The sequence below is a fragment of the Bianquea renquensis genome (genome assembly GCF_014384895.1).
Classification (GTDB): domain Bacteria; phylum Bacillota; class Clostridia; order Lachnospirales; family Bianqueaceae; genus Bianquea; species Bianquea renquensis.
In genome coordinates this window covers 1-15,332 of record NZ_JACRSQ010000045.1, presented here as the reverse complement: position 1 = coordinate 15,332, position 15,332 = coordinate 1, and the positions used below count along the sequence as shown (strand labels likewise).

The window sequence follows — 15,332 nt, the reverse complement described above, 5'->3', positions numbered from 1 at the left end:
TGCGAGATCAGCGGTTCGTGGGTGTGTTCCACCCTGATCCACTCGCTCTCCGGTTTGCTGATTTGCTTGTGGTTTTTGTAGGACACAGTACCGGTCTTGTTCTGCACCATATGGCCGAGATAGACCTCGTTGCGGAGGATAGTTTTCACCGTCACATCGTTCCAGTAGGGCGTTTCGCCCCGCAGGTTTTCCCGCCCCTCAGCCATATAGTAAAAACTTCTGGGGGACGGGACTTTTTCTGCGTTTAACTGCAGGGCAATTTTGCGAAAACCGTAACCCTGCAAACGCAGGTCAAAGATGCGCCGTACCACCGGAGCAGTTACCGGGTCAATTTCAAGGATGTGCTTATCCTCTGTGTTCTTGCGGTAGCCGAGGGGCGCATAGCAGCCCACATACTTCCCGGATTTGAAGGTGGATTGCTTCACCGCCTTGATTTTGCTGCTGGTATCCCGGGCATAGAGGTCATTCATGACATTTTTCAGAATCACCAGCATTTCATTGTTCTTGCGGATGGTGTCCACGCCATCGTTGAGGGCAATGAAGCGGCAGCCGAGAGACGGGAACACAAAATCCGTATATTTGCCAGCCTCGATGTAATCACGGCCCAGTCTGCTGAGATCCTTGCAGAGCACCAGATTGATTTTCCTGTCCGTCGCGTCCTGCACCAGTCGGTTCAGCCCCGGACGGTCAAAGGTTGTTCCGCTCACGCCATCATCACAGTAATAATCGTACAGCGTCCAGCCTTGCTCCCGCACATACCGGGAAAGCATTTCCTTTTGGTTTTCAATGGACACGGATTCCCCGGCCCGCTCATCGTCGCGACTCAATCTTGCGTAGATGCCGACCATACAATTTTCCTGCATATTCTTTCTTTAACCTCCCGAAATGCAGTGCGTATGGCAATCAGAAATTATGATTCTATTATACCACCGCACCGTCAAAGATTCCACTGGGCAATCTGCCGGGATTCATGTCTCCCGATTGAATTTTTCCATAGAGAGCGCATCCAGCACCTCGCCCATCCGCTTTTCCTCCGCAAAAAAGCTATGAACATGGTAGATCGTCCCGTCCTCCATATATAAGTCCAGTTGGTCAGGCAGACGCAGTTTCTTCCTGCTTGGACAGGTTGCCAGATAACCATTATCCAGCCTATTCCTTTCTTGTGCCATCAGAGCACCCCCCTTCACTTTACAACGGACATTTTCTCGGAGAAAAACAGGGGTGAGAACAAAAACTTTTGGGGGCTGCGCAACTCTGCGGAGTTGCGGAAACCACTGATGGAAAGCAATTCCTGCGGAATCACTTTCCATCAGTGGTTGAAATAAGGAAACGGTATTCAAAGGGAGGCGCAGCAAAGCGAGAGTATGATATGAGAGAATAGCAAGCAAATTCGGTGGGTACCCACACCGAAAAAATGAGTGTTCCAGTCTTGCCGCTGAAACGTTCATTTTTTTATGATAGTCCCACAAACCCGTTTGTGTCCTAATTGAAAGTATTTCCTGAACTTTCTTAAAGAGAACTTACTTTTATTCGCTTTGCCGATTTTTTCTCATTTCCTCCTTCATGCAGCATTAGAGCCAAGTTCACAAGTCGAGCGCAGAGCATAACCACAAACAGAAGCATAATCCCTCAACAAGAATAACAGAAAGAGACAAGAAGCTCGTATTAGATAACCGCCTTGCTTTTTTTGCTGGAAAATCATCAAGAACTTGCTTCTTTTCTTTGAATTTGTACATAGGATGATTGTAATCAAAGAGAATTTCGTGTATAATAAAAAATATAGTTAACGAATGAGTGAAGGAGTGTAGTATTGTGGGGATAAGTTATAAGAAACTTTGGATGCTCCTGATTGAACGAGATATAAAGAAGTCCGCATTCCGGCAAGAGCTTAACCTCGCATCTGGTACATGGACAAAGCTGAATAAGGGGGAAGAAGTTTCCATCTCTATTTTGCTGCGCATCTGTGGTTACTTGAATTGCGACATCGGAGATATTTGCGAGGCTGTGCGAACGGACAAGGGCTAAGTCCGGTTTTTCGTACAGTTCTTTTTGTAGAATAAGATGATAAAGATACAGGGAGGGTTTTGATATGGCACGAGCGGCATCCACACCGAAAAAAGAGATTTCTATGGAGGAAGCTCTATGGAAATCCGCAGACAAACTCCGTGGTTCTGTCGAGCCAGCAGAATACAAACACGTCGTTCTCAGTCTCTTTTTCTTGAAGTTTGCCAGCGATAAGTTTGAGGCACAAAGGAAAGCCATTACTGAAAAATATGGTGAGAAGTTTGTTGATAATGTTGCCTTCTATACGAAGGACAACGTATTCTTCCTGCCTGAGATCAGTCGTTGGTCTTTCATCATGGAGCATGCGAAGCAGGATGACATTGCACTGAAAATTGACACCGGCCTTTATACGATTGAAAAAGCGAATCCCGCTCTGAAAGGCGCACTTCCCGATAACTATTACTCACGTCTCCACATTGACACGGCAAAGCTGGCATCGCTGCTGGATGAGATTGATAAGATCAACACCGGCGATAAAGAGAATGACATTATCGGGCGGGTTTATGAATACTTCCTGAGCAAGTTTGCGCTTGCGGAAGGCAAAGGCAAGGGCGAGTTCTACACCCCGAAGTGCATTGTAAATCTGATTGCCGAAATGATCGAGCCGTATGATGGTATCCTCTATGACCCCTGCTGCGGTTCTGGTGGTATGTTCGTCCAGTCGATGAAGTTCGTAGAGGCACATCACGGCAACAAAAAGAAAGTCTCCATCTACGGTCAGGAATATACGAACACGACGTACAAGTTGTGCAAAATGAATCTGGCTATTCGCGGTATCTCTGCAAACCTCGGAGAAATGGCTGCGAACACGTTCACCAATGATCAGCACAAAGACCTCAAGGCAGATTACATTATGGCGAACCCGCCCTTCAATCAAAAGGAATGGCGTGCCGATACCGAACTGATTGACGATCCGCGCTGGGACGGTTATGAAGTTCCGCCTACGAGTAACGCAAACTATGGCTGGATTTTGAATATCGTTTCAAAGCTCTCGCAGAACGGCGTTGCCGGTTTCCTGCTTGCGAATGGTGCGTTGTCTGACGATGGTACAGAGTTGAAGATTCGCCGTCAGCTAATTGAAAATAACCTGGTTGAAGCAATCATCATTCTGCCCCGCAACCTTTTCTATACCACTGACATCAGCGTCACGCTCTGGATTCTGAACAAGAATAAGAAGGCTCGTGTGATTGAAGAAAACGGTGAGGTAAAACGCTTCCGCAATCGTGAGCGCGAGATCCTTTTCATGGATTTGCGGCAAATGGGCAGCCCATATGAAAAGAAGTATATTGAGCTGACAGAAGAAGACCGTGCGAAGGTTACGAGCGTCTATCACGCATGGCAGCAGGAGGGTTATGAAGAGAACTATCAGAATGTGCCGGAGTTTTGTTACAGCGCATCCTTCGACGAGGTTGCTGAAAAGGGATTCACCCTTGTCCCGAGCCGTTACATTGAGTTTGTAAACCGCGATGAGAACATCGACTTTGATACAAAAATGAAGACGCTGCAATCCGAACTGCGTGATCTGCTTATTGCAGAGGAAAAGTCAAAGTCTGATCTGTTGACTGTATTTAAGGAGCTGGGCTATGAAATCGAATTATGAAGCTCTTGGAAAACATATTCGTCTCGTTGATTATCGGAACTCTAAGGAAGCCTCTAACACTGTCCTTGGCATAAGTATCGACAAAGAGTTTATGCCTTCCGTTGCAAACGTAATTGGCACAGACTTGAGCCGATACAAGTTAATCAGCAAGGGACTGTTTGCCTGTAATCCGATGCACGTTGGACGTGATGAACGCCTTCCGATTGCGCTGTATGAGAATGACGAACCAGCGATTGTTTCCCCGGCGTACTTCATGTTTGAAATTGTTGACCGAACGGTTTTGAACGAAGAATACTTGATGATGTGGTTCCGCAGGCCTGAGTTTGACCGCGAATGCTGGTTTATGACAGACGGCAGTGTTCGTGGCGGTATCACATGGGATGATCTTTGCTGCATCCAGCTTCCAATTCCAACCTATGAGCAGCAGCTTGAGATCATAGAGTCCTATCGGGCAATCACAAGGCGAATTGCCATGAAGAAGGAGATAAATGATAATTTAGAAGCGAGTGAACAAGCAATTTTGGTTGAATCAATCAGCAAAAATCAAACCATACCAACAGCTCTTGGCGACTTTGCGGATTTCATTGATGGAGACAGAGGCAAGAACTATCCCACATTTGATGAATTTTCAGCAAAAGGCTATTGCTTGTTTTTGAACGCTTCTAACGTTACATCGACAGGATTTAGCTTTGATACCTGTATGTTTGTCACCGAGGAGAAGGACAGGGCAATGAACAAAGGACATTTATCTTCTTATGACATCGTTCTTACCTCTCGTGGAACGCTCGGTAACGTTGCCTTGTATAACGAGCATATCAAATATGCCAACATTCGCATTAACTCTGGTATGCTCATTATTCGCCCTAAGGTAAAGCGACTTTCTCCCTATCTCATATACGCATTCCTGAAAAGCTCGTATATGAAAGCAGCTATTGAACAGTTTAGATCTGGTTCAGCTCAACCTCAGTTGCCAATCAAGGATTTGCAGAAAATCACTTTTGCAATACCAGAATCAGATACTGTTCTTACAGCTTTAGACCGCCAGTTTCGTTCCATAGAGGAACGTATATCAGTCAACAAGAATGAAATTGATAGTCTAAAAGCGCTGAGCAATATCTTACTTGTTGAGTTAAGCCGCTAAATTATCATTTACAGTCCACAACTCTCACCAGTGGCGAGAGGTTTACCACAAGGAACTGCCACTGATTGTCGTTCTCTGAGTTAAAACAAAGGAGAAACGACAATGAAAGAACAACTAATTCAAGAAGTGCAGCGACAGATGCTTCCGTATCTGAACAATGCACAGCTCAAGCAGCTCCAAGCTGTACTTGAGAAAACACTGACCGGTGTAACAGTCCATCGTGACGAAGCCATTGAAGTAAGTGAAAGTGTAGACACGGTTTCCCTGTTTATCACGGCCAAGCGTATTGAAGGCTGCTCGGAAAAGACGCTGAACTACTATCGCCAAACCATCTTTGCAATGCTGTCCGGCATCGGGAAATTGGCGCAGGAAATCACCACAGAAGACTTGCGCAAGTATCTCACGGACTACCAAACGCAAAGAAAATCCAGCAAGGTCACGATTGATAACATCCGCAGGATTCTATCCAGCTACTTTTCGTGGATGGAGGACGAGGATCACATCGTGAAAAGTCCTGTTCGCCGCATACATAAGGTCAAAACGGCGAAGGTGATCAAAGAGACTTATTCAGATGAGGCTTTGGAAATCATGCGCGATAACTGCTCTTCTATCCGCGACCTTGCCATGATTGACCTCTTGGCATCCTCCGGGATGCGTGTTGGAGAAATGACCGCACTCAACAGAGACGACATCAACTTCAATGAGCGCGAATGTGTTGTATTCGGAAAAGGCAGCAAGGAAAGAATTGTCTACTTTGATGCCAGAACGAAGATTCACCTTCAAAATTATTTGGAGAGCCGTAGTGACAGTAATCCCGCTCTGTTCGTTTCTCTAACAGCCCCACATGAACGGTTACAGATCGGCGGCATTGAGAGACGATTGCGGGAGTTGGGACGAAGGTTGTATTTGCCCCGCGTCCACCCACATAAATTCCGAAGGACGCTTGCAACTGCCGCCATAGACAAAGGGATGCCCATAGAACAAGTCCAGCAGCTCTTGGGGCATCAGAAAATCGACACGACCATGCACTATGCTATGGTCAAACAGCAAAATGTGAAGCTGGCACACAGAAAATACATAGGGTGAGGTGTCACAATGAAAGAAGGATATAGGCTGCTTGGAGATTTTATTCAGCAAGTTGATGTCCGCAACACGGATGGAAAAGAAGATAATCTTCTTGGCGTGTCCGTCCAGAAGACGTTTATTCCGTCTATCGCAAATACAGTCGGAACAGACTTCACAAAATACAAAGTTGTGAAACGTGGGCAATTCACATACATTCCTGACACATCAAGACGTGGAGATAAGATTGGCATTGCCCTCCTTAAAGACTATGATGAGGGCTTGGTCAGCAACATCTACACGGTTTTTGAAGTCAAGGATGAGAACGAACTTATGCCAGAGTATCTGATGCTGTGGTTCAGCCGTCCGGAGTTTGACCGGTATGCTCGATTCAAGTCTCATGGAAGTGTCCGTGAGGTCATGGATTGGGATGAAATGTGCAAGGTTGAACTGCCTGTCCCCTCTATCGAGAAGCAGCGCAGTATTGTGAAGGCATATAATACAATCACGGATAGGATTGAACTCAAGCGGAAGATAAATGATAATTTAGCGGCTTGACATTGATGTGGTTATCACATCTTTTAGGTCGTTGAGTTTGCTGATTTCGTGGGTGTTTTCAATCATTCTTGCATATAGCGGTGCTACTTGCTTCTCAAAATGTTGAAGGACATCATTTGGCGGTAGAATAAGTGGTATTTTTCTAAGCACATTCAAACTTACATACGATTGTGTACTTCCTGCCATATAGGAAGCTATATAATTCTCTTCGATTTTGCTTTTCAAATACGAGAGAATGAAGTATCGTATGTTTGGATTTTGAGAAGTACGGAACAATCCAACATTCTTTATGGCAAAGTCTATTTCTTTATCTGTGATAAAGGAGATGATGCCGATTGTTCCAATCATACTAAAGAGAATATCACCATATTCAACCTTGCTTCTTTCATTTGCTTTCTCATAATCAGTTTCGCTAATGAAATAAGCATCACTACGGTCAACAGCATACGGAAGTAAATGTCGAGAAGTGATTAGGTATTTACCGGATTCGGTCGGACTTGGTGAGTCGTGTGTACCATCACGAACATCAACAATCGAATCCATGTCAACCAAACTCCAATTTGCCGGATATTTTCCGAACTCAAACTCAACAAAGTCGGTATTTTCTGTTCTTTCAAAGTCAATAAACAATGACTTGAAAATAGCTTGAACCGTCGCTTCTAAATTATCATTTTCCTACGAAGGGAGGGGTGAAAATGGACAAGAAAACATTGATCAGAATTGCCGAAGAACTTCATCAAGGAGCTTTCGACGCAAACGCCTACTACCTGATCATGCAGCAGTATCGGAAGAACCAACGCAATTATGCCGAAGAGATGAAGGTTTCGCCAGCGTTCTACCATACAGTCTATGATGCTCTGATGAAAGCCTGTTTCATTGAGATTGCCAAACTGTATGATAGCTCGAATGGTGTCGTGTCCATTGGAACCCTCCTTGCTAAATGCGAGGAAAATCAAGACCTTTTCCCGAAGTACAGAGAAACTATGACGGTGGACCATGACGGAACAACCTTTTCCTATCCGATCCCATATCAGCACCAACTCAAGCCGCAAGAGGAATGCTTCTTTAAGGACCGAGTTAAGTCAGATAGGAAACTTTTCGCAGCGTTTGATATTCCAGATGCGGACAATGTTCCTGTTCGGGTGGATTTGGCTTTCCCAGAGTTTTTAGACCTATATCAGAAGCGGTTCAACGGACTGAGCAAAAAGAGAGATAACATCCGAATGCAGAGAAACAAACTCTATGCCCACAACGATGAGCAGCGCATCGTGAACAGTGAGAACCTTCCGGACCGTTACCCTATTTCCTATCCGGACGTTCAGGAAATGATAGACTTTGCGCTTGATTGTACGGGCTTGATTCTTGGTATTCTCACAGATGTAAACCACGCAACGCAATACTCAAATATAGATGACTGGGAAGGAACGCTCATGCTGACACGCTTAGGATTGAAGTATCAGGAATACGACTTCCAGCAAAGCGAAAAAGCATTTGAAGAAGAATTGCGAAGACAGTTAGGAGGAAATGATAATGGCAAACTTCAATGAACATTCTCTTGAAATGTCCATCATGGAGCTTTTTCAGGATGAAGGATATATTTATCTGAATGGAGAGCAGATCCACCGTGAACGTTCTGAGGTTTTGCTTATTGATGATTTGCGGAAGTACCTCCTGAACAGATACGCCGCAGAGGGACTTACCCCCAGCGAAGTTGATAGCATTGTGCTTCGCCTGAGGTCTATTTCCGGTACAATCTATGAAGCGAATAAAGCTGTATGCAAAATGATTTGCGACGGTTTCATCTTCAACCGCGAAGATCATACAAAGAAAGATATTTATATTGAACTGATTGACTTCGATGAGCCAGAGAAAAACGTGTTCAAGATCGTCAATCAGTTTGAGATTGAAGGCGTGAACAACCAGCTCCGTATTCCGGACGGTATCGTATTTATCAACGGCATTCCTGTTGTAGTATTGGAGTTCAAGAGCGCAGTCAAAGAAAACACAACAATCATGGATGCCTATACTCAGCTCACCGTGCGTTATCGTCGTGATATTCCTGAGCTATTCAAGTATAATGCCTTCATTGTGATTAGCGACGGTGCAAACAATAAATACGGTTCGTTCTTCTCTCCCTATGATTTCTTCTATGCGTGGAGAAAGATCGAGGCTGATGACAAGGAATTGGACGGAATCAATTCGCTTGTAACTATGGTGAGTGGATTGTTCCGCAAGGAACGCCTCTTGGCAGTCATTAAGGATTTTGTCTACTTCCCGGACAGCTCGGATAAGGACATCAAGATTGTTTGCCGCTATCCTCAGTATTTTGCGGCGGTCAAGCTGTTTGAGAACATTAAAGCGCATCTCAGACCGGGGGGAGACGGCAAGGGCGGTACATACTTCGGCGCGACTGGCTGCGGGAAGAGCTATACCATGCTCTTCCTCACGAGAATGCTCATGAAGAGTACATTCTTTCACAGTCCTACGATCCTGATTATTACTGACCGGACGGATTTGGATGACCAACTCTCAAAGCAGTTTGTAGCATCCAAAAAGTACATTGGTGACGAAACCGTTGTTAGCATTGATTCCCGCGAAAAGCTGCGTCAGGAACTTCAAGGCAGGACAAGCGGCGGCGTGTATATGACCACTATCCAAAAGTTCACTGAGGACTTGGATCTTCTGACGGACAGAGCCAATGTAATCTGTATATCCGATGAAGCACACCGCAGCCAGATAAACCTCGACCAGAAAGTCAAGATCACGGATGAAGGTGTGGAGCGGACATATGGATTTGCAAAGTACCTACATGATTCGCTGCCCAATGCAACCTATGTCGGGTTTACCGGAACGCCCGTAGATGGCACGATTGAAGTCTTTGGTCCGGTTGTCGATGCCTACACAATGACCGAGGCGGTCAAAGACGGTATTACTGTCAATCTTGTCTATGACGGACGCGCTGCACGGGTTACGCTTGACCAGGCGAAGGTTCGAGAAATCGAAGACTATTATGACCGTTGCGCTGTTGAAGGTGCAAACGAGCATCAAATCGAAGAAAGTCAGAAAGCCGTTGCTCATATTGATGCGATAATTGGTGATCCCGACCGGCTCCAAGCGGTTGCAGAGGACTTTATCAACCATTATGAGACTCGTGTTTCTGAGGGTGCTACTGTTGCAGGGAAAGCAATGTTTGTCTGCTCCAACCGCAAAATAGCATATACTTTCTATCAAATCGTTGTTGGCATGAGACCGGAATGGGCAGAGAAAAAAGTCTGTCCTGATGGAGTTGAGCTGACAGAAAAGGAGAAGAAGGAACTCAAACCTATTGAAAAAATTAAGCTCATTATGACTCGAAACAAAGATGATGAGCCTGAGCTTTATGAAATGTTGGGAACGAAGGATGATCGCAAGGAATTTGACCGTCAGTTTAAGAATGTGAAATCCAACTTCAAGATCGCCATCGTTGTTGATATGTGGCTTACCGGTTTCGATGTACCGGCACTTGACACAATCTACATTGACAAGCCTATCCAGCAACATACTCTTATCCAAACGATTTCCCGTGTCAACCGTGTCTACACTGGCAAGGACAAGGGCTTAATTGTGGACTATATCGGTATAAAGAAAAACATGAATCTTGCCCTCAAGAAGTACACCAACTTTGAGAGTGATGAGTTTCAAGGTGTTGAGCAATCCGTCACGATTGTTAAAGACCAGCTTGATATTTTGGCGCAGATGTTTCATAACTTCAATAGCTCAGATTACTTTGGCGGCTCTCCGAAGGAGCAACTTGCTTGCCTCAACCGAGCCGTTGAGTATGTCCAGCTTACAGAGGATTTGGAAACTCGCTTTATGGCTGCGGTCAAACGTATGAAGCAAGCATTCAATCTATGCAGTTCAAGTGATGCGATCTCTGACAAGGAAAAGGACTACCTGCACTTCTACTGTGCCGTGCGTTCAATTCTTTTTAAGCTCACAAAAGGCGATGCCCCTGACATTTCACAAATGAATGCCCGTGTCCGTGAATTGCTTGAAGGTGCAATTCAATCGGATGGTATAGAGGAACTGTTTGAAACAGGAAAACATATTTCCGTTGATATTTTCAGCGACGAATATCTGGACAAAATCAACGCAATTCAGCTTCCAAACACGAAAATCAAAGTGTTGCAGCGGCTTCTCTCTCAGGCGATTGACGAGTACAAAAAAGTCAATCGCATCATGGGCATGGAGTTCTCGGATCGCCTCAAGCGGATTGTCGATGAATACAATAATCGCCGTCGTGACGAGGCTTTCGCTAATGAAGTCCTTGACGATGTAGCAGAACAACTTGCGAAACTCCTTGAAGAACTCAAGCAGGAAAAAGACTCCTTCAAGGGTATGGGAATTGACTACGAAGAAAAAGCCTTCTATGACATTCTCAAAGCGGTTGCCAAGAAATACGAGTTTGAATACCCAGACGATAAGATGATTGAATTGTCAAAGCGGATAAAGATTATTGTCGATGACAAAGCCAAGTACACTGACTGGTCTACCCGCGATGATATTAAAGCAAATCTGCAAGTTGATCTCATCTTACTGTTGGACGAGTTTGAATACCCGCCTGTAACCATTGATGATGTTTACAAGGAGGTTCTGGAACAAGCCGAGAACTTCAAGAAGTACGCTCAATAACTCTGTCCCGCCGAAAGGAGTAAATCGCGGGCAACTCAGTTGCGCTGGGAGTGTTGAATACGCTGGTAAGCAGATTTCCTGCAAAGACAATACATACGAATTTGCCTCGAAAGTAAAACTTCTCATAGGAGGCCCAGAATGGGGATAATCTTTTACTTGGTGCGGTCAGCATGAACCGGTTTGTAGAGATAGTCAATGCGTTGTAAAAGGCCACACTTCCTCGAACCGGTAGAGGTCGAAATACGGCCTTTATTCCGTCTCACAGCGGCGATACTGATGATGTATGAATCATACTGGCCGATATGCAGGTGAAGTTTATAAGGCAAAAAATCTTTGATCTTCGACCTTTATCCTGACAGTGAATCCATCCTATCTATTCATCACTTCGTAACACTGAAAAGCAACCAGCAGAATGACTGTTCTCTGCATTCTCTTGATTGATAGATGGATAATTTATAGAGCCAGTAATTGTTTCTTTCATAATTACTTAATTTAGTATTTATTTGCGTGGGCTTTTCCGATAACGGTTTTCCCGTTGACGGATTCTCCGTTATTGGGTTTCCCGACAACGGAGAGCCCAACGGCGGCAAACGGTGCATTGCTGAACGTCTGCAAAGAGACAGCATAAAAAGGTGGAAAATCGGCCTTTATTTGCGCCCTGTGTCGTTTTGCTGGCTGAACGGGAAAACATATAGCCAGCACTTCAAACGCCGCTTGCAGACGAAGAAATCTCCGTATTTCAACCCTTATTACGACACCTAATGCACCTCTCTGTCCATCCCCGGCCTTACAGAAAACCAAAACCGATTCTGACCGCCTATGAAAAAGGGCCACATTCTGATGTGCTGGATTACCCAGCCACCGGAATGTGGCCTTTGTAATTTCTGATTGTCTGCACCGCTGTTTTTTCTTGTCATGCTTTATGCAAGGTTGTAATTCATAATGTTGCGGAACGAGGTAAAATCATCATCGCCATTGATACTGTCCACACCGTCATTGATAGCAATGAGGCGCACGCCCTTAATCCGCAGAATCTCCATGATCTGACCGACTTTGAGATAGTCACGTCCTAACCGGCTCATGTCCTTGATGATAATTGCCTCCACCCGGCCAGCCTCGACTTCCTCCATCATGGCATTAAATCCGGGGCGGTCAAAGCGGGTTCCTGAAATCCCATCGTCCGTAAAGTGGGTCGGGTTGGGAAAGCCATTGCGTCTGGCATAGTCCTCCAACATGGATTTCTGATTGCTGATGGAGTTGGATTATCCGTTTAATTCATCGTCATGGCTCAATCTCTCGTACAGGGGCGTTATTTTAGTTTTCAGCATGACGATACCTCCCTCCGAATACAAGCTGTTCCTGCATACAGCAAAGCATTGCTCCATTCTCGTCCAAAAACCGGATGTACTCTTGGAATTGCGGCATATCCCTTGCAATGCGGGAAGTGCTTTTCACCAGCACTACGTCAGCCTTGCCGCTGCAAATTGCCTGACTGACCTCATTAAGCCCGCCACGGTCTAAAGTTCTTCCGCCAGCATATTCAGCGGAAATACCCACGATTTCAAATCCGGCCTGCTTTGCAAATTGCAAAAGTTCTTCTTTCTGCAATTTCAGCGAAAAACCGTCATTGTGTGCCACACGGCAATACAGGTATACTCTGGAACCTTTCGCGCTGCCGTCTTGCGGAAAAGGCCGATACGGTGGGGGTGTTGGGAGTGTTGATAATCTCATCATAGCGTTGTCCTCCTGAAATGAAATATGCTCTAAGTGTTGCTTCACTAACCATGAGAAAAAATCGTGATTAAGAAGTCACTTAGAGCATATAACACCTGTGGCTGCGTTCTACTTTGCCGTTGTGGCGTGGTGTGTACGGCCGGATGAGCTTATGGCGTATGCCGAGTTTTTGGGCAGCGGCTTCAAAGAGCGTGGGGACATCTCGTTTTGAATTGGAAAACCGGTTGGTAAAGTCAAAGCCATTGTCGGGCGGCGGGAACGGCAGGCCAGGGACTCAACACTGCCGTCCCAGCGGATTTTCCAGAAATAGATATAGGAACGGGATTTGTTGTATTTCCGGCTGGCACGGCTAACGCCATACTTTTCTGCATAGTGCATTAGGGATTGCCTATAACGCATATCTTGTGTTATACTGTTACTCATGAGGGATATGGCTCCTTTCGCTATTGTTGTTGTTGCAATATACAAAGAGACTGTGCTTGTAGCCTTTCTGAAACCATCAAGTGGTAGGAAGTGAGAACCAATCCACAGTATCTCCAAACAGTATAGCATACAGTCCTTGGAGAGGGACTATAAACACTACTACTTTATAATACAAGGTAGTATATGAAATGAAGACCATGGACTGGCTTTATTATTTAAAAAGACAGAATTTATCAGTTTCACTGCCTTTAAAAACATTGCAAGGCAAGTTTGCCACCTGCGTGGAAAACGAAGGCGAAACATATATTCTATCCGCTTTTGAAAAAGCGGATGGACAAAATTGGGATAAAAAAGATCCTCAGCGATGGAACGCCGCTGTATTTAATCACTGGGGGCGTTTTATGGGAGATATGCACTGCAAAACCAAAAGCTATACTCCTGCCAACAATATTGACATCAGGCATTCCTTTACAGGCAGGGAAGCACTTGGAGACAGCATCAGAAATTGTCCTCCCGTCAACAAAATTGCAGAAGATCTGATTGCGCAAATGCTGTCCCTTCCCAAAACGAAAGATTCCTATGGACTGATCCACTACGACCTGCATCCCTGGAACTTCTTTATTGAGAAGGATCATATCAACGCTTTTGACTTTGATGACAGCTTATATGGATGGTTTTCATTAGATATAGGAATCGCATTGTATCATGGCTTATGGTGGGGACGTAAGGACGACAGCGGCACTGATTACACAAATAGTCTTATCGGAAATTTTCTTGATGGTTATTTGTCGGCTAACCCACTATCCGACTATTGGCTGGATAAAATTCCAATGTTTATGAAATTCAGAAAAATTTGTCAATTCAGTTGGTTTTACTCTCCCCATAACACAGATGACTTACACAACTTGTTAGATTGCATGGAGCAGGACCGGCTGTTCGCCGACTGTTCAATCGATAAACAATTGTTTACCAATCGGTTCTATCAATCAGCAAACTTTGCAGCACAGCATCATATCGCCGTTTACAGTTAAACAGACATGCCGTTCATAGCTTGAACAGCATTTTGTTTATCTTGCGTTAAATAGCTTCCGTTACTGTATAAAAGAAGATCAAACCCATGTCTGCGAATTAAATATAAAAAGGAGCTTACTGGTATGAATAACGAAACTATTTACACAATTGATGTCCTGACATTAGATGAACCTCTCTATATTGTCGGATGCGGAGTTCGAGTAAAACACGGTACTCCCGAATGCTTTCCCTCAATCAATGCGCTTATTGATAATTTTAACAAAAACTGTATGGCTTCTAAAATTCCCAATAAGAGTCAGCCATACCGACGGTTCGGCATTTGCGTTGACCATGTTATGTATGACGATATCATTGAGTTTACATACCTAACGGGTGTACAGGTCAAGACCCCTCTCAGCGAAAGTCAAAGACCAGCAACCACAATTCTCCATGAAGTACCGGCAGGAACGTATGCTCGCATACAAGTTACAGCACCTAATGAAGATATAGCCATGAGTACATCATATATGAAATTGGCACAATGGATTGAAGAATCAACGGAATGGGAGCAAGCACCCGGAAATGAATGTGAGGTTTATCCCAAAGAAGATACCGATTCAATAATGGAGCTGTGGAGACCCATTCGAAATAAAGGAAACGCTTGAAAAGCAGTGTGCACGTCTTCAATTTCAAACAGAGCGCTTGCCTTTGATGGTTTATTGTCGTTCTTTGGCCGTTGGTACAGTAAAAAACTTCAGTTCATTTTGAAACAATAACATCATCCGCTTCTGCATTGCTTTCGGCGCCAAATGATTGACAAGTAACTGCGCCTTATAAAGGTGGAGTTGTTCGGACAAAACCGAAAGGTATTGGAAGGAAAAGTTAGAGCTAAAATAGGTCTTGAGATTTTGGTACTAACACATCACACAGCTATGATGACAAAATTGTAAATCGAGTAGGAGGTAGGCGATTATTTCGCCTACCGACCTCTCACACCACCGTGCGTACCGTTCGGTACACGGCGGTTCAATCAACTTAACAGGTAACGCACCTTGCGGTGTAGTAGTC

13 protein-coding genes and 2 pseudogenes are annotated in these 15,332 nt (G+C 44.8%); 9 read left to right on the top strand and 6 right to left on the bottom strand.

Annotated elements, in window-relative coordinates:
* The coding region (locus H8730_RS16280) for a recombinase family protein (protein WP_249290194.1) at nt 1-863 on the bottom strand (863 nt) is incomplete at its 3' end.
* Nucleotides 864-968: 105 nt separating this feature from the next.
* Nucleotides 969-1,169 (bottom strand): hypothetical protein, encoded by a 201-nt coding sequence (locus tag H8730_RS16275; protein ID WP_177719452.1) that lies wholly within the window; start codon nt 1,167-1,169, stop codon nt 969-971.
* Nucleotides 1,170-1,839: 670 nt separating this feature from the next.
* On the opposite strand from H8730_RS16275, the gene H8730_RS16270 reads away from it, so the two are divergent.
* The 5 genes from H8730_RS16270 to H8730_RS16250 all read left to right on the top strand — a co-directional run bounded on the left by H8730_RS16270 (nt 1,840) and on the right by H8730_RS16250 (nt 6,425).
* Complete coding sequence (locus H8730_RS16270; RefSeq protein ID WP_177719454.1) at nt 1,840-2,025, top strand: helix-turn-helix domain-containing protein; 186 nt, start codon at nt 1,840-1,842, stop codon at nt 2,023-2,025.
* 64 nt (nt 2,026-2,089) lie between these two features.
* Nucleotides 2,090-3,664: a type I restriction-modification system subunit M gene (locus H8730_RS16265; RefSeq protein ID WP_177719451.1), complete on the top strand. Its 1,575-nt coding sequence runs from the start codon at nt 2,090-2,092 to the stop codon at nt 3,662-3,664.
* Nucleotides 3,648-4,805, top strand: coding sequence for a restriction endonuclease subunit S (locus tag H8730_RS16260; RefSeq protein ID WP_249290192.1), 1,158 nt, complete (start codon nt 3,648-3,650; stop codon nt 4,803-4,805). Before H8730_RS16265 ends, H8730_RS16260 begins: the two co-directional genes overlap by 17 nt.
* Nucleotides 4,806-4,907: 102 nt before the next feature.
* Nucleotides 4,908-5,891 (top strand): site-specific tyrosine recombinase/integron integrase, encoded by a 984-nt coding sequence (xerA, locus tag H8730_RS16255; protein ID WP_177719448.1) that lies wholly within the window; start codon nt 4,908-4,910, stop codon nt 5,889-5,891.
* Nucleotides 5,892-5,900: 9 nt separating this feature from the next.
* Nucleotides 5,901-6,425 carry a restriction endonuclease subunit S gene (locus H8730_RS16250; RefSeq protein WP_249290191.1) on the top strand — a complete coding sequence of 175 codons (525 nt, stop codon included), beginning with the start codon at nt 5,901-5,903 and terminating at the stop codon, nt 6,423-6,425.
* Here H8730_RS16250 and H8730_RS16245 read toward each other — a convergent pair.
* Nucleotides 6,414-6,977 (bottom strand): restriction endonuclease subunit S, encoded by a 564-nt coding sequence (locus H8730_RS16245; RefSeq protein WP_283244022.1) that lies wholly within the window; start codon nt 6,975-6,977, stop codon nt 6,414-6,416. The two genes, H8730_RS16250 and H8730_RS16245, sit on opposite strands and share 12 nt — an antisense overlap.
* 143 nt (nt 6,978-7,120) lie before the next feature.
* On the opposite strand from H8730_RS16245, the gene H8730_RS16240 reads away from it, so the two are divergent.
* Both H8730_RS16240 and H8730_RS16235 read left to right on the top strand, forming a co-directional pair.
* A complete protein-coding gene (locus H8730_RS16240; protein WP_249290190.1) occupies nt 7,121-7,972 on the top strand; it encodes an AbiU2 domain-containing protein in 852 nt (283 codons plus the stop codon).
* Nucleotides 7,956-11,096: a type I restriction endonuclease subunit R gene (locus H8730_RS16235; protein WP_177718437.1), complete on the top strand. Its 3,141-nt coding sequence runs from the start codon at nt 7,956-7,958 to the stop codon at nt 11,094-11,096. Before H8730_RS16240 ends, H8730_RS16235 begins: the two co-directional genes overlap by 17 nt.
* Before the next feature lie 935 nt (nt 11,097-12,031).
* Here the strand turns inward: H8730_RS16235 and H8730_RS16230 are convergent.
* The 3 genes and pseudogenes from H8730_RS16230 to H8730_RS16220 form a co-directional block, all read right to left on the bottom strand.
* A pseudogene (locus H8730_RS16230) lies at nt 12,032-12,424 on the bottom strand (recombinase family protein); the annotation flags it as partial.
* Nucleotides 12,411-12,830 (bottom strand): recombinase family protein, encoded by a 420-nt coding sequence (locus H8730_RS16225; protein WP_249290189.1) that lies wholly within the window; start codon nt 12,828-12,830, stop codon nt 12,411-12,413. The pseudogene H8730_RS16230 and the gene H8730_RS16225, both read right to left, overlap by 14 nt.
* 94 nt (nt 12,831-12,924) lie before the next feature.
* A pseudogene (locus H8730_RS16220) lies at nt 12,925-13,077 on the bottom strand (IS481 family transposase); the annotation flags it as partial.
* Between the two features lie 364 nt (nt 13,078-13,441).
* On the opposite strand from H8730_RS16220, the gene H8730_RS16215 reads away from it, so the two are divergent.
* Nucleotides 13,442-14,284 carry a phosphotransferase enzyme family protein gene (locus H8730_RS16215; RefSeq protein ID WP_249290188.1) on the top strand — a complete coding sequence of 281 codons (843 nt, stop codon included), beginning with the start codon at nt 13,442-13,444 and terminating at the stop codon, nt 14,282-14,284.
* 123 nt (nt 14,285-14,407) lie between these two features.
* Entirely contained in the window at nt 14,408-14,929 is a 522-nt protein-coding gene (locus tag H8730_RS16210) for a GyrI-like domain-containing protein (protein WP_249290187.1), read from the top strand.
* The last annotated feature ends 403 nt before the right edge of the window (nt 14,930-15,332 follow it).

Excerpts from the sequence above, each read along its gene's own strand:
- H8730_RS16210 (WP_249290187.1), top strand. The coding sequence starts at position 14,408 with ATGAATAACGAAACTATTTACACAATTGATGTCCTGACATTAGATGAA.
- H8730_RS16265 (WP_177719451.1), top strand. The coding sequence starts at position 2,090 with ATGGCACGAGCGGCATCCACACCGAAAAAAGAGATTTCTATGGAGGAA.
- H8730_RS16270 (WP_177719454.1), top strand. The coding sequence starts at position 1,840 with ATGCTCCTGATTGAACGAGATATAAAGAAGTCCGCATTCCGGCAAGAG.
- H8730_RS16275 (WP_177719452.1), bottom strand. The coding sequence starts at position 1,169 with ATGGCACAAGAAAGGAATAGGCTGGATAATGGTTATCTGGCAACCTGT.
- xerA (WP_177719448.1), top strand. The coding sequence starts at position 4,908 with ATGAAAGAACAACTAATTCAAGAAGTGCAGCGACAGATGCTTCCGTAT.
- H8730_RS16250 (WP_249290191.1), top strand. The coding sequence starts at position 5,901 with ATGAAAGAAGGATATAGGCTGCTTGGAGATTTTATTCAGCAAGTTGAT.
- H8730_RS16225 (WP_249290189.1), bottom strand. The coding sequence starts at position 12,830 with ATGATGAGATTATCAACACTCCCAACACCCCCACCGTATCGGCCTTTT.
- H8730_RS16260 (WP_249290192.1), top strand. The coding sequence starts at position 3,648 with ATGAAATCGAATTATGAAGCTCTTGGAAAACATATTCGTCTCGTTGAT.
- H8730_RS16215 (WP_249290188.1), top strand. The coding sequence starts at position 13,442 with ATGAAGACCATGGACTGGCTTTATTATTTAAAAAGACAGAATTTATCA.
- H8730_RS16240 (WP_249290190.1), top strand. The coding sequence starts at position 7,121 with ATGGACAAGAAAACATTGATCAGAATTGCCGAAGAACTTCATCAAGGA.
- H8730_RS16235 (WP_177718437.1), top strand. The coding sequence starts at position 7,956 with ATGGCAAACTTCAATGAACATTCTCTTGAAATGTCCATCATGGAGCTT.